The following is a 20,797-nucleotide window of genomic DNA, read 5'->3' on the forward strand; positions in this document are numbered from 1 at the left end:
CTCAACTTTACAATAAAAAGGATTTCCATGCAAGTTTTATTCCTTCATTTCAAATAATCCAAATATATCTTCCTCGCTCATTGCTGCAAAGCCTTTGCCGCCGGATAGTTCATCCCCCATAAGCTCTGATATAAGCTTTTTCTTCTCTTCTTGGAGTGACAGAATTTTTTCCTCAATGGTGCCCTTAGCTATAATTTTTATAACACTCACCACATTCTTTTGCCCTATTCTATGGGCTCTGTCTGTGGCCTGCTCTTCTACTGCTGGATTCCACCAAGGATCAAAGTGAATTACTACATCTGCTGAAGTTAAATTTAGTCCTGTGCCTCCAGCCTTTAAGCTTATTAAAAACACAGAGTTTTCGCCATCATTGAAATCTTTTACCAAATTCATTCTCTTCTCTGAAGGCACCGCTCCATCTAAGTAACTAAAAGATATTGCCTCCACTATAAGTCTTTTTTGTATATTCTTAAGAACAGAAGTAAATTGGGAGAAAACAATTACTCTATGTCCCTCATCTATACTCTTATGAAGTTGTTCCACTAAAGCTTCTATTTTTGCGCTACCACCACTATAATCATTCATGAGTACTGTGGGATCTAAACATATTTGTCTTAACTTTGTAATATACGAAAGTATCTCTATTTTACTATTTTTAAACTCATCATTTTTTACCTTCTTTTCAATAAGTTCCATTGCATGGTTTGCATAGGTTTTATAAACCTTCTTTTGTTCCTGCTCTAAATTTACCAAAAGCGTTTTTTCTATTTTATCAGGTAATTCCTTTAAAACATCTTTTTTTCGACGCCTTAAAATAAAAGGTTTTATAAGCCTATTTAAATCTTCTAACACCTCCGGACTTTCCTTAAGCTTTTTATGATATCTCACACTAAATCTCTTTTGATCATATAGGTATCCTGGCATTATGAAATCAAATATAGACCACAAATCCATAAGAGAATTTTCTATCGGCGTGCCTGATAGTGCAAATCTTGTCTTCGCCCCTATCTCCTTCACAGCTATTGCATTTTGAGAGTTTGGATTTTTAATGTTCTGAGCTTCATCTAGTATGCAACAATCAAACTCTAATGGTTTGTAGCTTTCCAAGTCCCTCTTTAATAGATTATAGGTAGTTATAATCACATCATAATTTGCTATACTATTTATTATTTCTTCTCTCGCATCCTTTAACCCATTAACCGCAGCAACCTTTAACCTAGGTGCAAACTTTTCAAGTTCACTTATCCAGTTATATATTAGGGATGTAGGCGCTACAATTAAAGTCTTACTCCCCTTACTCGCTAATATAAAAGTAATAGCTTGAATGGTTTTACCAAGACCCATTTCGTCTCCTAAAATTCCACCAAACCCTAAATAATCTAAGGTTTTAAACCAATTATATCCGATTTTTTGATACTCTCTTAATTTCCCCTTGAAACCAACTGGTTCTTTAAAATTCAATTTCTCAATGTCCTTAATCTTATCTCTTACTTCTTTTAATTCTTTTTTTCCTTTTATATATCTAATGTTATTTTCCTTTAAATAACCATCTAGGAAAATGCCTTTACTATTAGATATTTCAATATGATTATTGTAACTATCAGATGATGTAATCACATCCAAAAGCTTTAAGAATTTATTAAGCTCTAATTCCTCCAAATCGAGATACTCACCATTTTTCAGCTTATAATACTTAAGATTATTTCTAAAAGCTCTTAGTATATTTGTAGTTTCTCGTGGCTCAATATCCCCTATTTTGAAATCCATTTCAAAATAATTATACTTTCCGCTTTTAATATCTCCACTAATACCCTTAGCACCTAATGATTTTATACCTTTAAAGTTTTCGGAGTAATATACTTCCCCTATTTCTTGAAGTCTCGCAATATCACTTTTAAAAAATTTGAATATATAGTCCTCTCCCTTTGAAAAATAAAACTTATTTTTTATTTCCTGAAAACCTAAGACTTTTAAAACCGAAGTAACTTGGGCTTCCTTTTTAGAATCCCTATATATTATTTTTTCTGCGCAATCCTCAAAGATATTAAACTCAAAATTTCCATACTTCACCTTTAATGTTAGAGTAATATCTTTCCCCTCCTGATTAAAGTAGAAATTAAACTGACTTTTACACATTACTATTTTATCTTTTATAGTCTTAGATAAGACAACATTCGGTGACAATAAATTAAGATCTGGAATTAGCCGCCTTAATATGTTTTCCTCCTCGAGGTTTGTCATAGTTACGACCTTTGCCTCATTAAAAACTTGAAGGTACGGACTTATCTTATAACAAAACTCATAATCTGGAAGATATATATTGGTACCATACAAAAAAACATCATTATTAGATCCTAAAGATGCTGGCATTCCACTTGAAGATTTGAGCACATAATTATCCTTTATTATTTTCAAATCAAAATCTAGGGGTGGAGCCTCATATAAAATTTCTGTATCCACAGGTCTATAAAAAAAGCCATCATTTAAATAGACTCTATGCTTAATTATAATTTCGAAAAATTCCCTGGTTAGATATTTAGGAATATTTATGTTTTTTCCATCTACATACCGGTCTTCACGTCTGTTAACGTGCCTCCGAGTTCCCTCGATTGTCTTTAACATTTCAATAAAATCAATAATTCTTTTATCCTTTGTAGACATTTTTTGATTTTCCATATTAAAAGTGAAATTTTTGCTATAGTTTATAGGAATATTATTATAATACCCTAATAAAAAGTGATTGATATCCTTTAAAACATAAAGATTACTTGCACTCATAGAACTTAACCCTATTTTAAACTCAGCTGTAAGGTCGCTAGTCCACTGATTTTTATTTATGTACACCTCTATTTTAATTTCTTCTTTATGTCTTTCATCGCCCAAAAGCATAGATAGTACATTACTACTATTTTTAAATGTACTTGGATTCATAACATCATCTTCCCTTAAAAGTGGGTGACTTGATAAATCCTCTAATGCTTTATAAAATGTTGCTACTAAATGTTTGCAACAATAATTTTCTTTTTTAAACTCATTGCTTTCAAAATTAGAACAGCTACAGAATGTAGTAAAAATACTTCTCCGAACTGCATCCATCTCAATTTTCGTGTGATATTCATTAAAAAGTTTCTCTGAAATCACATTTCCATCTATACATATTAATTTATCTTCATTTGTAATATTTATAGAAGAAACCAAATCATTATTAAGGACCCTTTGCCCACTGGCATGATTTTTACCACTGGTTCCTTCATTAAATATTTGTAATATCATATCTTCTTTCAACATATTTTCTCCCTAGTTCTTAAGTTTTATAATCTTTTAATTATACCATAAACACAGAAAGAACATAAAACTTGCGCTTTATGTTCTTTTCTAAATGTATACTGCAATTTAAAGCATATTTAATCATCTCCTGCGGAGCTGAAATATTAATGTTTAGCCTTCTTAATAGGTACTATAATCCTATCGAATAAATCTTTATTTTGATTTACTTTAGTTTCACTACCGACAACGCAGTGTAATTTCTGTTTTTTTATAGTATCCAACAGATCCGCGAAGTTTCTTATATCACCCGCGGTAGTCGCTAACACTTCATTACGTAGCTTTTGAATATCAGCTTGAGTAGTTCCTGTAAAATACATATTGTCCCCCATTAGACCTTTAGAAGATGGCCCTGCTAAAGAATCCATACTTCCTATCGTTCCTATTATATAATTAGTCATATCCTTTTCACTTGCTTTAAAGTTTTTTAAAAATTTTACAGCATCATCAAATGTATTTAATGTCTCCTTTAAATTTGGATCGCGGTAAGAATAGAACAATACCTCGTCCTTTGTAAAACTCATAGCCCCACCGTATGCACCGCCTTTCACTCTAACTTCCTGCCATAAATAATCACTATTTAAAATATTTTCAAGAACCTTCATATGTCCATTATAATTGTACCCTGCTTTTTTAAAACAACCAGCCTTAACCACATATTGAACTTGAGATGGAATTACAAAAGCCTCATTCTTTTTCGAAAAATCAAACTCATATTTCTGCTTAGGAAATTTTTTATCCTTAATTCTTTCTCCTAATTTATTAAGACTAATAACAAATTCATCATAATTTTTTTCATCTCCAGTGTAACTTACAACCAAATCCTCTTTGTTAAATACAATATCTTTAACATCATTTAAATTTTTTACCGTTTCTTCAAATTTCACATCAAAGTTATCATCCAAATCACAAATAAAATCATAGTAAGGCAAATAATCCAAATCAGTATACTTACCACTATATGATAAATAGGACAATGCACGTTTTATTGCAATTCGGTTACCTTCATTAACAAACATAGATTCATAATTTACTCTTATTTTTTTAATTAAATCTTTCATCCGTTCCTTATCATCAAACTTACTATGATTCATTATTTCATCTAATAGTTCCAAAGAATTTGGTAATGCATTATTAATAGAATTTACTGAAACACTCATTTTAGGAGAGTATTTATTACTATCAGTATTATTTTTAAATGATGTTGAATTAAAGGCAATTCCCCCGGTATACTTCATCATTTTATTTGAAAGTTGCATAATATTATATTTTTCAGTACTAACATTTCCTAAAACACTGGCAAGTAATTTCAAATATAATACTTTATTTTGAGGAACCTTTGAACTGTCAAAATATAAATTAGAATAAGTAATTCCATCAGTGAACATAGGATGACTTAATACTTTTATACCTCCTTCTAGTTTTTCTATTGTTGGAATTTCTTCCGATTTTAAATTTAAATCCTTAAGAGTAAGTGTTGGTATTTTCGATAATTTTTCTTTTGAATCTGATGTTCCCTGCCATTTTTTTAATTCTTCTGCGTCTTTTTTAATTGTAGCTAATTCAATTTGCGATAGTGATTTTTTATACTCTGAAAGCTTCTTTTTTACCATTTCTTCTTTTATTTCATTTAATCCACTAGAAGGTTTTAAAACAACTAATGAATTATTTTTATTATCTAATAAATATTTTTGTACTAACTTTTCAAAATACCCATCGGATATTTTAGATTTTATTTTATTAAGTGCTGGGGTAATCTCTAGATATTCTGTAGGACTCACATCATAATTCCAGCAATTTAAAGCTGAAGACATATAATTCATACCTCTGTTAGCATCCGAATTTTGAGTACGCAAACTTAGTTCTACAGCACTGAATACTGAATTTACTAATTCTTTATCAAACCCCTCTTTTACCACTTGTTTTAGGGAATCATCAACAAGACTTTTAAATTTATATTTCTCTGATTCATTTGCATTGGTAGCAATTATACTGAAAGTTGGTTGCTTAGTTGAGGGGTTAAAACTTGCATAGACATCCCCTCCAATCCCATTATTTAATAATGATTTCCTTAGAGGTGAAGTTTTAGTATTCAAAAGAATCTCTTGCAATATTTGAAAACCTAAAATATTTTCTACATCTGTTACCTTGTCGATCATATAATTAGATGATAAGTAGGTCATATCTGCTGTACCTACACCTTTAGCCACAGGATATAAAGCTGTTTTTTCAACTTTTTTTTCATTTTCATAAGGTTTCTGTAATTTAATTTTACTATCCACTGTTGTTTTTTTAAGTTTACTCAGATAATTATCATTCATAAATTTCAATGTATGTTCAATATCCAATTTTCCATATAAATATATAGAGCTATTTGATGGAACATAATATTTTTTATATGTTTCGATAAATTTGTCGTAGGTTAGGTCAGGAATATTATCTGGCTTACCTCCCGATTCAAAACTGTATGAATTTTCATTAAAAAGCGATTGATTAATAGTATTAGATAATATTACCTCTGGAGAAGAGTTATTCCCTTTCATTTCATTGTATACTATTCCATTATAATGTAACTCTCCTGTCTTACTATTAACCTCGTAATGCCACCCTTCTTGTTTAAGTATTTTAGGATTTTTAGATATATTTGGATAAAACACTGCATCCATGTATACACTCATCAAATTATCAAAATCCTTTTCATTCTTACTTGCTACCGGATACATTGTAAAATCTGGTCCTGTAAACGCATTTATAAATGTACTTAGTGATTGCTTAGTCATAATTAAAAACGGGTCTTTAACAGGATACTTCTTTGACCCGCATAAAACTGAATGCTCAATAATGTGGTTAACACCAGTATTATCATTCACTGGAGTACGGAAACTTATTGAAAATACTTTATTTTCATCCTCATTCTGTAAATAAATCAGTTTGGCCCCACTTTTAATATGCTTAAATATCATGGCAGTTGAGTGTACATCGGGAAGCCATTTTTTAGATTCTAACTTAAAGCCTGATATACTTTTTCCTACTGACAATGAATTATTTAATTGTACCTGCTTCGTTTGCGCACCTAGTGCGACATTACTGAAGCTATTAAATAATAATCCAATTGCTACCAATATAGAAGTTATTTTCGTAAACCTCTTCATTTGATTCCCCCTTAACTATAAAAATTATAATAATATTATAATTTTTTATGTTATAAGTAGTATGTTTTATTTACAATATTCAATGCATCAATTATTGTATATCCTAAATTTAACTTAGAAATAATCAAAAAATAACTATAAGATTAAAATTTTACAATAAAAAAGAAGCTCACTTTTCAGTGAGCTTTTTATAAAGATATGTTTATTTACTTTTATGCAGAAAGTTCTTCTTTTACTTCCTCTTCTACATTTTTCTTTAATCTGACATCAGGTTCCTTTGGCAATTTGAAATGGGGTATAAATCTATCCCAACCTGTTATTGTAAGAACTAATAATGAAATTACTGCTACCATAGCCATAAAGTTATATTTTATTATATCAATTGGAGCAAATTTGTATAATGGATAAACTGCAGAGGCTATCCCTACATAAAATCCGATATATACGTGCCATGGAATAAGCTGAGATCCAAATACTCCAAGAGAACTTCCAAAGGTAGCATTTCTAAGCCGTAGCGTATATAGGTCTTCTTCACTACCTTCCACGTTGTCTTCAAGAAGATTTTTAATTATTGGTCCAACTGTTACGATTTGAGCCATTTCATCTGCTAATGCTGCATTCCCAAGAATTGAAAGCATACCGTTCCAAAACATAAGTTGTTTTACGTTGCATGACATTTTCGAAACCAATCTTGACAATGGTGCAAATGCATTTATTTTACCCATTATACCAGCAAAAGCTCCAATCCACATCATCATTACTATAACCCATGAACCCGCATCTGCGAATCCTTTTTTCATTAATTCTAAAAATTGAGGTATGTCTGTTATTGTTCCAGCTGTTAATCCAAGGATTAACGATGTTATTATTCCAAGTCCTAAACAAGCAAGTGTTGGCATTCCCTTTACCGCAACTACAAGTACTACCAATAGTGGAATAATCATGTAAACCGGAACTCCGGTTTTAACTTGATTTAATAATATTACTGCTGATGGTTTAGCTGCTTCAAGGGATTTCCACACACTTTCTGGGATTTGATCTATTGCCTGGGATGAACTTCCAACTATAGTTGGAAGGTTCATTGCCACACTTACAAAGTAGAAAATACCTGCCGTTATTACTAACGTTATAAGAGCCCATACACCTTGATGCTTTATTCTATCAGTGACATCAACACTTTGAATACCCGAACTTACAACAGTTGTATCTGAAATAAGTCCTATATTATCTCCAAAGCAAGCTCCACCTGCAATAGCAGCTGTAGTAAGCATTATATTTCCACCTGTTATATGATTTAGCCATAGGAAAATTGGAGCACAAGCTGCAAATGTTCCCCATGAAGATCCTGTTGCAATTGACAGAACAGCTGTTACTGAAAGGCCTGTAAGCGCTACTGTTCTACCCGTTATTCCAAGCGTAAGTGCTAAATTAATTATCGCAGCTCCAACACCTGTTGACATAAACGCTTCTGCTAGTGCATATGCTAGCATTAGTATAAAAAAAACTAATTGCATTTCTTTTACGTTCTCCACAGCAGAATCAACAATATCATTAAATTTGAACTTACAAGTTATTGCCGCTATTATAGCTGCATAAATTACTGAAATTGGAGCTGCAATTAATGCATCCATTTTGGACATCATCAATCCCGCCATTAAAAATACTGGTGATAGTTTTAATAAATTCATTAAACATATATGCTACTCAAAATATGGTCAAATATATTCACTAATAAATTCATTTACGCAGTTTTTTTAATATATATACAATTATAAATTAAATTTTCGTACGTTAATAATTACTGTTGAATAATTTGAGAGTAGCTCCCCCTTTCGATATTTTTTAAAACTTCAACAAAAGTTCAAAACAAAAATTATGTCTCAAATTTTGATAAAGAGTTAATTTTTTCTTATGTGATTTTTAATCATACACATTAGTGTGTCATTTTAAACTTCCATATTTCCTTGAAAGTTTTCTTTTATTATATGTATAACGATTACATTGTAAGTTATAAAAAATAAATGTATAACGATTACATTGTAAGTTATAAAAAATAAATAATCTAAATATAAGCTTTAACTTGATTCATTTAATATTATCACAAAAACAAGCATAAAAGTATATATTATTTCATCATATACGATTTATTTACATTTTTTTTATCTCCACTACAACCAGTATATAATAATATTTAATATAAATCAATCGAATTATTTAAATTGAATATTTAGCTATTAATTGTAGCTTCTCTGTTGATAAAAAAATAAACACTATCAATAAATATTGATAGTGTTTATTTTTTTATCATTTACCATTCTACAACTTAAATTCTCCTACTATTAAATCAAGTATTTCTGAAACACCTTTTAATTTTTCTGATGCTTGTGCTACATTTTCCATCCCTGTAACTTGCTCTTGAACACTTGCACTAACCTGCTGTGTGGCTGCAGCTGCTGATTCTGATACAATAGAAATATCATGTACAGCCTCTAAAACTATATTTTTATTTTCATTTACCGTTTTAATATTATTACTTAGCTCATCTATTTGTAATACTGTATCCTTAATGGAAGACTTAATATAGGTAAATGCATTTTCTGCTACCTCCATAGCCTTATTGGCTTCAATGTTTATATCTGATGCATTATCCATATTAGTTTTAGTTCCACTTATTTCTTTTTGAATTTCTTCCACTAAACTACTTATTTCATTAGTTGAATTAGCCGTCTGTTCAGCTAATTTTCTAACTTCATCGGCTACTACCGCAAATCCTTTTCCACTTTCACCCGCTCTTGCAGCCTCTATAGCAGCATTTAGTGCAAGTAAGTTAGTCTGTTTTGCTATAGCTTGTATAGTATTTATAATTTGTCCAATAAAGCTTGATTTATTGGAGAGAAGATTTATATTAGTTTCCAGTTCCCCTATGGCTTCATCACTTTCCTTAAACTTGCGTGAAAGTAATTCCATAGATTTTATGCCCTTACTATTTATATCATCTGTTTTATTAAAGTATTCTTTAACTAAATTAGCACTGACTACAGCATTATCAATTTCCAATGCAAAACTTGCAAGCTTTTCAGTTGCAATCATGGAATTTCTAGCCTGCGTAGAAGCCCCCTCGGCTAAATTATCTATCGTTTGTGAAATTTCATTTATAGTTTGAGCGCTTTCATTTGTTGCCTCTGATAAATTATTAGAAGATTCAATAACTTCTCCTGAACTCTCTTTAATTGCTAAGCTTATTTGCCTTAGAGAATTTCTGAGCTCAACAACAGATTTTGTCATAACTCCTATTTCATCCTTTTGTTTTATCATACTTTCATTTTTCTCATCATAGATTAAATCAAGTTTTGTAGTCTTTTTAACGATTTCTGAAATATTCAATATAGGCTCAGACAGCTTTTTGCCTATTATATATGCTAGTCCAAATGATACTATTACTGAAATTAAAATTACAACTCCAAAAGAGATTATTAACAGTCTTAATGGTTTTCTAATATCACTAACCGGAACGGCTACCCCTATTTTCCATTTAGCTGTTGGAATATCAGTAATAGCAAAATATTTATTTTTTCCATCATAATCCTTTAAATTATTAACTTCAGTAATTTTGTCTTTTTTATTAACAACAATTTTATTAAGACTTCCGTTCATAATTGTCGCTAAATTTTTAATTTCTTCCTTAGTTGCTTGAAAATCCTTATTGCGATGAACAATAATATTATTTTCATTATCTAAGAGAAAAGCATAACTATTATCAATAGGTTTTGCTTTTCCAACTATATCTGTAATATATGCTACACTTATATCTGATGCAGCTACTCCTACAACTTTCCCATCTTTCTTTATGCTTTTAGCTATAGTTACAACCATCTTATTTGAGTCTTTATCAACATATGGTTTTGTATAAATTGCTTTGTCACTGTCTGTCGCTGACTTGTACCAATCTGTTTGTGTACAATCATATCCTTCTGTAGACACCCATTCACTAGCAGATAATATTACTTTATTTGTATATCCTACATATACATCTATACTATTTTCTAAATTTACCGCCTGTCTATTTTTTAAATAATCTACTATTTGTTTGTTGTTGTAATTACTATTAAATTCTATAGCACCTGCAGTATCTTCCAACAAATTCCCTTGAAGCGCTAACCATCCGTTAATTATGCTTGAATAATTCTCACTAGTTACTCTTAAGTTACTTGTTGCTTCCTTTAATATTAATTTATTAGAAATTAAATATGTTGCAAATGTAGAAAAACATAGTACCCCTATCACTATTAAACATATAAATGTTGTAATCCTAGTTTTTATACTTTTCACTCTTCAAGTCCCCCCTCTTTATTGCTAATTAAATTATCTTCTTCGAAGCCGTTCATCACCTGCCGCGATGTAATGTTAACGACTTCATACAAGACTTTATACTTACACTAAAATTTTGTCTTTGTTACAGTATGGGCACCACTTATAGAATCGTGATACTTTCCTTTTGAAATGTCGTTAAACAGATTCTCCATTTAACATATCAATCATATCTTGCTTTTCCTTCGTAAATCTATTGTATACACTTTTTTTTATCGCCTGTGAACTATCTCTAAAGTAAACGTTAACTTTTTGACGTTCATTATACAAATCATTTATGATATTGCAATCACTATTATTTAAATTAATTTTAGAGAACACAGATAAAGTTCCTCCCACACCATGTTGAACCGTTGTAGACAATAAACTTTCCTTTAAAGCATTACTTTTTGTACTTATATCAAACCCATATTTTGATTTTAAATCTTGTGCCGCCGTATCATAATAATTTTGTTTTATACATTCTTGTTGAAGTTTCAAAAATTTTCCTTTATTATTTAGGGCAATACTAGCCCATGCAGCATCAAAATTTTCACCAAAATTATTACCATCTTTAGCTTTTGCCTCTGATAGCTTTAAATAAAACTCCTTATCTTTTGCACTAAGTGAATTGATAAAGGAATCCAAAGAACCTGTTTTTGATGAAAATTGCCATGCACCATAGGACTTCCCACCATAATCTCCTGAATTATTACTTATTGTTCCTGGATTAACATTAGATTCATATTTAGCAGATGTAGACCCGAGTCCTGTGAATTTATTACATGTATCTTCGCTGGAATCATTTGATAATGCTTGTGTCGCATCTCTCATATTGGAACTAAAATTACTTATGTCACCTAATGAATCATTTAAACTAAAAAAATCTTGCTTTGCTAAAGCAGTAGCCATAAGCTCTGCCATCATTGAATTACCTGAGCTATCCATCATTTGGATAAGCATTGTTTGAAAAGCTGATTCCTGCATTTCTTTTTCATGTTCAACATCATTATCGCTTTTATCAGAAGTCATATTATCATTTTTAATTTTAGACATATATTGCTTTAACAATGTATTATTAATCATATCTGTAGATAATGCCATCAATATCACCCATTTTGTATAAATTTTTTATATACACTATTATCGTACACTTTTAAAAATACTTTATCATTATAATTAAATTATTATACTTCCTTTATTTGTTTTTATTCATTCAAAGTGCTACTATTAATTTATATATATTAATTGAGGAGGAATTAAAATGAACACAATAAAAGAATTTACTTTTGAGCCTCGTTATTTGAGTTTAGCTGTCATAAATGATGTCAATGTAGGAAATAGAATATTGAATGAGCTTATTATAGATGACGAAAGCTGTTTAGGGCATAGACAGGTAGGTAGCAGAAGCTATCACATTTTCTATTTCAAAAATGATCGCTTTTCCGTTTATTATCATAAAGGCGGAGTAGATGCAATGTACTCCTCTAAATCACTAGATATCGTTTTAGATTATGTGAATAATTTAAAATCAGAGGATTTTGAGTAACCTAATATAGATAGCATAAAATGAAGTATTACTGGAGATGAAATAATGAGTATAAAAAACATTACAACACTAGCAGATACAAAGTATTTAAAACTTTATAATGCAGAGTATACCAATAAAAGTGGAGAACCTAGAAATTGGTCCATAGCTTCTAGAAAAGATTTAGCTACATTAAAAAATAACTATTTTAATGGCGCAGAGGACAATATAGACGCTGTTATAATTGTAGCTACTCATGTAGCTCAAAATAAATTAGTGGTTATAAAGCAATTTAGGGTTCCTCTTAATAATTATGTTTATGAAATCCCAGCTGGACTTATCGATTGTGGAGAGGATTTTAAAACTACTGTAAGCCGCGAACTAAAAGAAGAAACCGGCCTTGATTTGATTCAAATTGATTATGATAAGACCAAATCTAAGGCGTATATATCTACAGGTATGACGGACGAGTCTGCTGCCTTAGTGTATTGTACTTGCTCAGGCGAAATATCAAAAGATTATTTAGAACCAGATGAAGATATTGAAGTTATGTTATTATCCAAGGAAGAAGCAAATATTTTAATCAGTTCTAATGAGAAGATAGATATTAAGGCTTTTCTTGCAATACAAAACTTTATAGGTTAGATATTGTTAAATAAAAAACCATCAGAATAAATTAATTTATTCTGATGTTTTTTTTACATTAGTTTCTTTATTGTTTTATTACTTCTTTAGCATTTACATTATCTATACCTTTAGGCATCACTACACTTTTATCACTTGCCATATTTGCAAGCACCATACTCATTATACCTTCCATTGCATTAGGTGTATTCCCATCAGCTCCACCCATTATTACGGTTTGTGGTACTAGTGGAGATTTACTTATTTTTAACGCCTCTGCAAATGCTATCATAACGCTTTGCCTAACTTGTAAATCTGGGCCGCCATATGCCTCAACTAAAGCCCTCGCCGCTGCCCCCTTTGCGATACCCACCTTTGTTTCTTGCTCAGCAGTTGCATCTGCAACTGCCTTAATATTTAGTGCTGTTGCCTTACCTACCGTTTCAAGTTTGAATGATTCTGCTCTTGCCGCAAGTTCCACTTGTTTAGCATTAGCACCCGCAGTTAATTCAATAGTTTTGGCTTGTGCCGCTGCTTGGGCTTCTCTAGTATATCTTTCAGCATCAGCTTCTTGAGTTCTCTTATATTTGTCCGCTTCGGAAAGTTTCTGCGTTTTTAGTGCTAACTGTTCTGCCAATCTCAATTCAGATTTACCCTTATTATCCGCTACCTCTATGTCAATACTTGATTGTGTAAGAGCTGACTGTGCTGTTGCTTTTGCCTGAGCTTCATTTAATTCTCTTTGCTTTTCAGCAGATTTTTGTTTAGCTTCATTGGTCTTAATCTCTTCCATAGCTACTTGTCTATCTCTTAGCTGTGCAAGAATTTTTTCAATTCTTGTATCACTAGCAGAAGCCGCCGGTGTTCCAATTAATACTTCCTGTAGCTCTAAATCATATAGTTTAAACTTCTCTTTCATTTCATCTGATGCCTGCTTCTGGATTTCACTTCTATCTTGAACTAATTGTATAAGAGTCTTAGTTTGCCCAATATTCTTGAAGTAACCAGCTATCATTGGGTCAAGCGATTGTTCAATAAGCATTTTAATATCCCCAAACCTTTGTATAACTGATGATGCTTTTCTATAATCGATGTTAAATACTACGGTTAGTGGTAGATTAGGCTCGAAGGCATCCTTAGTTATTAAACTAATCTCTTTTAAATTATCATCTAACTTGTGCACTCCACTTTGACCAGTAATCCATTTTAATATTACATTAGTAGTAGGAACTGGTACAACTTTACCTGCATAAGTATTAAATGCATACTTTCCTGGCATCATGGAATCTCTCCAAATGCCTTTTTTACCTTGCTCTACAAGTTCTCCATGAGAATAACCTGTACCTGAAACATCTTCACCTTTATCACCAAAATAACTTACCACAACTCCTACATAACCAATATCTATTATACTTTTAGGCACTATATCAACACTTGCAAACATTCTATTAATGAAGTAAACTCCATCCGTAAGTACTTGCATCTGCTTACCTTTTCTGCCATCTGCAGCTAAAAACTTTTCTGGCTCTTGGAAGTTATTGTGATAGAACTCATTATTTATACTCTCACCAACAATAGGTGCTATAATTGCTCCATTGTCCGGTGTAGGCCCCTCATTGATAGTTACAATACCTATAGTATCCAGGTTACCGTCCTTATTCCTTCCTTTATTATATGAGGCTTCCATTTCACTACCATCATTCTGCTGAGTGTATTGCTCCGTAGTTTTTGAACTTGATATAATTACAGGATTAAACCCACCTTCTCTAGCTAAGTCACTTCGCATTGTTTCTATTTGTGCCGTCTCATCTTTTGACGTAAATATAGAGTGTACCTTGTCTTTCGTGATTATAATAAATTGTGCCAAGTTAAATGCATAAGTACCCTCACGAAGAATATGTCTCTGTGGACCTTTTTGTCCACCATTATTCAAAAATGCCACAACATCTTGAAATGACTTACTTTGTGGTATAACCTTACCTAAAGTTTGACCATCCCCTAAACTTTCCCCTGACCTTGAAAATACATAAGCTATTTGACCTTGTGGTATAGTTACGAGCCTTACCTTCTTAACCTTATACTTGAAAGGCGTTTTAAAATGAACACCAGCCCTTAGTACTTCTGGTTGATAACCCGCTTCTCCCTTTAGTGCTATAAGACTATCGGCCGGCACTGAGCCGCTTAAACTCCACCACTTCTCGACAATCCCTACCTCATCTGTTCCTATGCTTGTAAATCCTATGCCATAAGCAATTAAAATTAATGATACTACAATTATACCTACTGTAATTAACACTGTGTATGAACCCATAATTTCCCCCTTGTATAATTTATATTTTATTGTATTATATGTTAATATTTCAAAATTAGTCTATATAAAAAGAAACATCAAGATCACAAGATCTTGATGTTTCTTTATGGTGCTCCATCAGGGAATCGAACCCTGGACACCCTGATTAAGAGTCAGGTACTCTAACCAGCTGAGCTAATGAAGCATGTCCGACAACATCTTTATTATATATTGTTTTTACGCATTTGTAAAGACTTATTTTATAAAACTAATAGATAACTAGTTATTTATTAGTTTTATAAGAATAGTAAATCCTATATATCCCCTACTATATTATCTATATTAACACTAAAATTTATAATTTTTACTTATAATCATGTGATTTCCTGTTTCCTATGCAAAAATTCATCAGAATTAATTTAGTCTGATGAATTTTTTGAAGGTGCCTTATATCATTATTTTATATAATTTACTGTATTTTCTTTTCTTACTGGCGCATTAGTTATCTCAATTTTTTTATATCCAAGGCAAAATGCATGTATTTGTCTAAATCCTTCTGGTATTTCAAGCTCCTTAACAAACTCTGCACCTTCTTCGCTATTTAATAGATGTGCAATAAGACCAATCCAACAAGAACCAATTTCTAAGGCTTCTGCTGCTATAAGCATATTTTCTACTGCCACTGCGCAATCAACTGGGGCAGACTGTATACTTTTGTCTCCTGAAACTAATACTACAGTTGGTGCATTGTAAAACACATGAAATTTTTCATTCTCACCAAATCTTCTAATATATTCATTATCTGATTTTTTTGCAATTTCTTTAAAAGCATCACTTAATCTGTCTATAATATCTTTTCTTTGTATTATCGTAAAATGCCATGGCTGCGTATTATTAGCACTCGGTGCATAAATACCTGCATCTATTATATCTGTCACATGTGCTCCATTAACTTGTTCTGGTAAAAACGCCCTTGTGCTTCTTCTATTTCTTATGTTTTTTAAAGTTTCATTCATTTTAAAATCCTCCGTTTACTTATTTTTTTTGAATACACCGCATTGTAAAGCCTTTTAATAACAGTATAATGCCCTATTTGCCCTACATAAAACAAACATTTATTTTTATTGTCATTAGTTATAATAATACTACTATATTAGTTTAATGTAAGTACGCACTTTTACAACATATAGTCACTAAAAGAATACCATCATTATATTTAAGCTAACCCTACAGATAATATCTTATATTATCAATCACAATTCCAGAAACCAGAATCATGATATTTACAATAAGTAATACATTAACAAAGTTTATAACCTGAAATCTTTCTTTCCACTGCTTATCATTTCTAAGCGATCTTCTTGCGTTTCTCTTTAATATAAAGCCAGAATAAACAATTAAGCCAAGGCCTCCTACAATGAATAATGTACTACGTACAATTTCTAGTGTGACTTTAGTTCCACCGTGTTTTACTAAAATAGCTCCTAATATAGATATTAATATTAATATTAGAGATATTATTAATCCCAATATTATTGATTTAATAATATCCTTAATAAAAATTAAAATTTTGTCCATATGGTTATCCTCCCCTATACATTTATATTAAAATAACAAATCATTTTAATATAAATGGCAAGCTACAAAATGATTTGGAGCTACTTCTTTAAGAAGTGGTGTTTGCTCACTACATAAGGAAGTAGCATAGCTACATCTTGTCTTAAATCTACATCCAATTGGAGGATTTATTGGGCTTGGAACCTCACCTTTAAGCATTATCTTTTCCCTTGTTCTTTCAAGTCTTGGGTCAGGAATTGGAATTGCTGATAAAAGAGCTTTAGTATATGGATGAAGAGGATTTTTATAAAGCTCTCCACTCTCTGTAATTTCAGCTATAACACCTAGATACATAACAGCTACTCTGTCAGACATATGTTTAACCATTGAAAGATCATGGGCAATAAATAAATAAGTAAGTCCCATTTCTCTCTGAAGTTTAATAAGAAGATTTACAACCTGCGCCTGTATGGAAACATCAAGGGCTGATATAGGTTCATCGCACATTATAAATTTAGGTTCAACAGCTAATGCTCTTGCTATCCCTATTCTTTGTCTTTGTCCACCTGAGAACTCATGAACAAATCTATTACTATGTTCTTTATTAAGCCCAACTAGTTGTAAAAGATTCTGAATTCTATCTGTTCTATCTTTACCATTAGCCGCAATCTTATGGATATCAATTCCCTCAGCTATTATGTCTCCAACTGTCATTCTTGGATCTAATGATGCATATGGATCTTGAAAAATTGTTTGTACTTCTTTGTAAAATGCTTTCTTTTCAACCCCCTGTATTTTATGAACATCCCTTCCCTTATATAGGACACTACCGGAAGTTTTATTGTACATTCCTATACAAGTTCTACCACAAGTAGTCTTCCCGCAGCCAGATTCCCCAACAAGGCCTAAAGTTTCACCTTCTCTTATTACAAAACTCACATCATCAACTGCTTTTAAAACTGCATTTTTTCCTACATCAAAATATTTCTTTAAATTCTTAACTTCTAATACTACATCTTTTTTGTTTTCTGTCATTGTAACTCACCCCCACCAACTTCAAAAGGTAGATTTAACTTTGGAGCCATTTCATGATGAAGCCAACAAGATGCCCTATGTTCTCCTCCAAATTTGTATGTAGGAGGTTCCTTTGTTAAACATATCTTCATACAATATATACATCTTTGTGCAAATCCACAGCCCTTTGGAGGACAAACCATGTCAGGTGGTGTGCCTTTAATAGCTACTAATCTTTCCTTATTTTCAAGATCTAATCTTGGCACTGCTTTAAGTAATGCCCAAGTATAAGGATGCTTAGGGTTGTAGAATATTTCCTCAGAATTCCCTCCTTCAACTACCTTGCCAGCGTACATAACAAATATCCTGTTAGCTAGGTCAGCAACCACTCCAAGGTCATGAGTAATTAGTATAACCGATGTTCCTAGCTTTTGTTGAAGACTTTTAATTATATCTATAATCTGTGCTTGTATTGTAACGTCTAATGCTGTGGTTGGCTCGTCAGCTATTATCATGCTTGGATTACATGCAAGGGCTATAGCAATCATAACTCTTTGCCTCATACCACCTGAAAATTCATGTGGATATTGATTAAGTCTTCTATCTGCATTCGGAATTCCAACAAGTTCTAACATTTTTAAAGCCTCTTTTAAAGCCTCACTCTTATTCATTCCTCTGTGAATTATTAAATTTTCTGCGATTTGGTTGCCAACTTTCATAGTTGGATTTAAGGCTGTTAAAGCATCTTGAAAAATCATACTACATTGCTCACCCCTAAAATCTTGCCACTGCTTCTCAGTAAATTTTAATATATTTTCACCTTTATATATAATTTCACTACCTTCTTTAACAACTCCTTGTGGTGATTGTATTAATCCCATTATTGCCTTAGAAGTAACAGTTTTACCACATCCTGATTCTCCAACTATTGCTATACATTCTCCTTTATCTATGTCAAAGGACATTCCTCTTACCGCTTGTACTTCACCGGCATAAGTATTATATGATACTTTTAAATTTTTAACTTCTATTAGCTTTTCCATAGCTTTCCTCCTACTATTGACGAAGTTTTGGATCAAGTGCATCTCTTAAGCCATCACCAAACAAATTAAATACTAACACCGTTAAACAAATTGCAAATGTTGGCAAAAATAATTGATATGGATAAAAAGCCATTGCACTTTGTCCATAGGATATAAGTACACCCCAGCTTGTATTTGGAGCCTGAAGTCCGAGTCCTAAAAAGCTTAGTCCTGCTTCTGCAAATATATATCCCGGTATGCTAGTTGCAATAGTTAATATCAATACTCCTATTGTATTTGGAATTAAATGTTTTATTATAACTCTTACCGGCGAAGCGCCTAATGCCTCAGCTGCAAGTATATATTCATTTTCCCTAAGTTGCATCAACTGCCCTCTTATCATTCTTGATGTACCACACCATGATGTAATGGTCAATGCAATAATTAAAGTTGTAATACTATTACCTAAAACTACCATTATTAGTATTGTTAAAAGTAATGATGGGATACTAGTTAATACCTCTATAATTCTCATCATAACCTCATCTATCCATCCGCCAAAGTAAGCCATTACACCGCCGTATAAGCATCCAACAATTATTTGTATGCCTGTTGCAATCAACCCTATTGCAATGGATACTCTACCACCATACCAAATTCTTGCGAATAAATCTCTTCCTAATGCATCAGTTCCAAACCAATATTCACTACAGGGTGATATATTTTTTTTGCTTCCATTAACCGTCTTGAAATCCTTTCCATTTATATACGGACCAAAAATAACCATTAATATTAATACTATTAATATCACTAACGATATCATTGCAATAGGATTTTTTTTAAGTCTTCTCCAAGCATCCTGCCAGTATGTTATATTGGGTCTTGTTATCATATCAGCATTTTGCTGTTCACAATCAATTAATTCAAACTCTTCTTTTTTAAATTTTGTCATTGATAACTCCCCCCTTTATTTTTTACCACCTGTAAGTCTTATTCTTGGATCAACAACTGTATACAATATATCAGACATAAATATACACAATATATACATAGCCGTAGTTAATATTGTTTGTCCCATAATTATCGGAAGATCTAGTCCTTGAACTGCTCCTATATAATAAAGCCCCAGTCCCGGAATAGAAAATACTCTTTCAATAAAAAATGATCCCGTTATACACATTACAATAGTCATAGGAAGAAATGTAACTATTGGTATCATTGAGTTTCTCATTATATGCTTAGATATTAATCTTTTAGTTGATAATCCTTTAGATTTTGCAGTTAATACATAATCTTGATTAATAACATCAAGCATAGAAGTTTTTAAAAGTCTTGAATAATGTGCAATATAGCCAAAACATCCTGCTAATGTAGGTAGAACTGTATACTCCCATCCACCCAGCCACAAATCTTTACCTTTAGGCCATCCTATTACTGGAAACCACCCAAGATCTCCTGCAAACCATTTTTGAAGTAGTAATGCAAATACAAAGGATGGTATAGAAATAAGAAAAACAGCACTGGTTATTACGGTGTAGTCAACCCATGTACCTCTTTTCATAGCTGCAAGAATCCCCAGCATAATTCCAATAACCATTCCCAGTACCATTTGTTGTATTCCAAGCCTTGCAGATGCTGGTAGCTTGTCTTTTATTATACTTCCCATAGTTTGTCCAGGATAAACTATGGATTCACCAAAGTCGCCTCTTAACATACCCGTAATACACTTAACATATCTTTCACCAACCGGTTTATCATATCCGTATTTTATATAAATTTGTTCTTTTATATTTGTTGGTAATTTTTCAACTTTTGAAATTAGTGGATCACCAGGCACCGCTTGCAATAAAAAGAATGTAGCTGTTGCTATTATAAAAAGCGTGAGTAACATTTCCCCAAATCTTCTAATAGTATAATGAATCATGAAACTCTCTCCTTT

14 protein-coding genes and 1 tRNA gene are annotated in these 20,797 nt (G+C 31.8%); 2 read left to right on the plus strand and 13 right to left on the minus strand.

Annotation, left to right across the window (positions count from 1 at the left end; genetic code table 11):
* Positions 1-36: 36 nt before the first annotated feature.
* The 5 genes from ACWJJT_RS06915 to ACWJJT_RS06935 all read right to left on the minus strand — a co-directional run bounded on the left by ACWJJT_RS06915 (position 37) and on the right by ACWJJT_RS06935 (position 11,927).
* Positions 37-3,288, minus strand: coding sequence for a DEAD/DEAH box helicase (locus ACWJJT_RS06915; protein WP_462956472.1), 3,252 nt, complete (start codon positions 3,286-3,288; stop codon positions 37-39).
* Positions 3,289-3,431: 143 nt separating this feature from the next.
* Positions 3,432-6,476 (minus strand): insulinase family protein, encoded by a 3,045-nt coding sequence (locus ACWJJT_RS06920; protein WP_462956473.1) that lies wholly within the window; start codon positions 6,474-6,476, stop codon positions 3,432-3,434.
* A 212-nt stretch (positions 6,477-6,688) separates the two neighbouring features.
* Positions 6,689-8,164 carry a Na+/H+ antiporter NhaC family protein gene (locus ACWJJT_RS06925; RefSeq protein WP_462956474.1) on the minus strand — a complete coding sequence of 492 codons (1,476 nt, stop codon included), beginning with the start codon at positions 8,162-8,164 and terminating at the stop codon, positions 6,689-6,691.
* Between the two features lie 628 nt (positions 8,165-8,792).
* On the minus strand, positions 8,793-10,805 hold the full coding sequence (locus tag ACWJJT_RS06930; RefSeq protein WP_462956475.1) for a methyl-accepting chemotaxis protein: 2,013 nt from the start codon (positions 10,803-10,805) through the stop codon (positions 8,793-8,795).
* 177 nt (positions 10,806-10,982) lie between these two features.
* The gene (locus ACWJJT_RS06935; RefSeq protein WP_462956476.1) at positions 10,983-11,927 is read right to left on the minus strand and encodes a VgrG-related protein; all 945 of its coding nucleotides are present in this window, start codon (positions 11,925-11,927) and stop codon (positions 10,983-10,985) included.
* A gap of 160 nt (positions 11,928-12,087) precedes the next feature.
* Between ACWJJT_RS06935 and ACWJJT_RS06940 the strand changes: the two genes are divergently transcribed.
* Together ACWJJT_RS06940 and ACWJJT_RS06945 are read left to right on the plus strand one after the other, a co-directional pair.
* Complete coding sequence (locus tag ACWJJT_RS06940; RefSeq protein WP_462956477.1) at positions 12,088-12,372, plus strand: hypothetical protein; 285 nt, start codon at positions 12,088-12,090, stop codon at positions 12,370-12,372.
* Between the two features lie 45 nt (positions 12,373-12,417).
* The gene (locus ACWJJT_RS06945) at positions 12,418-12,996 is read left to right on the plus strand and encodes an NUDIX hydrolase (protein ID WP_462956478.1); all 579 of its coding nucleotides are present in this window, start codon (positions 12,418-12,420) and stop codon (positions 12,994-12,996) included.
* A 67-nt stretch (positions 12,997-13,063) separates the two neighbouring features.
* Here ACWJJT_RS06945 and ACWJJT_RS06950 read toward each other — a convergent pair whose 3' ends face one another.
* The 8 genes from ACWJJT_RS06950 to ACWJJT_RS06985 form a co-directional block, all read right to left on the minus strand.
* Positions 13,064-15,286: an SPFH domain-containing protein gene (locus ACWJJT_RS06950; protein ID WP_462956479.1), complete on the minus strand. Its 2,223-nt coding sequence runs from the start codon at positions 15,284-15,286 to the stop codon at positions 13,064-13,066.
* 107 nt (positions 15,287-15,393) lie between these two features.
* Positions 15,394-15,470, minus strand: a tRNA-Lys gene (locus ACWJJT_RS06955).
* Positions 15,471-15,720: 250 nt separating this feature from the next.
* Entirely contained in the window at positions 15,721-16,281 is a 561-nt protein-coding gene (locus tag ACWJJT_RS06960) for a nitroreductase family protein (protein ID WP_462956480.1), read from the minus strand.
* Positions 16,282-16,492: 211 nt separating this feature from the next.
* Positions 16,493-16,843: a hypothetical protein gene (locus ACWJJT_RS06965; RefSeq protein WP_462956481.1), complete on the minus strand. Its 351-nt coding sequence runs from the start codon at positions 16,841-16,843 to the stop codon at positions 16,493-16,495.
* A 45-nt stretch (positions 16,844-16,888) separates the two neighbouring features.
* A complete protein-coding gene (locus ACWJJT_RS06970; protein WP_216303128.1) occupies positions 16,889-17,857 on the minus strand; it encodes an ABC transporter ATP-binding protein in 969 nt (322 codons plus the stop codon).
* Entirely contained in the window at positions 17,854-18,879 is a 1,026-nt protein-coding gene (locus ACWJJT_RS06975) for an ABC transporter ATP-binding protein (protein ID WP_216303129.1), read from the minus strand. Before ACWJJT_RS06975 ends, ACWJJT_RS06970 begins: the two co-directional genes overlap by 4 nt.
* A 13-nt stretch (positions 18,880-18,892) precedes the next feature.
* Positions 18,893-19,810, minus strand: a complete 918-nt coding sequence (locus ACWJJT_RS06980) for an ABC transporter permease (protein WP_462956482.1) — start codon at positions 19,808-19,810, stop codon at positions 18,893-18,895.
* A gap of 15 nt (positions 19,811-19,825) precedes the next feature.
* On the minus strand, positions 19,826-20,782 hold the full coding sequence (locus tag ACWJJT_RS06985; protein WP_220286516.1) for an ABC transporter permease: 957 nt from the start codon (positions 20,780-20,782) through the stop codon (positions 19,826-19,828).
* Between the last annotated feature and the right edge of the window lie 15 nt (positions 20,783-20,797).

It is taken from the genome of Clostridium sp. CM041, assembly GCF_055081035.1.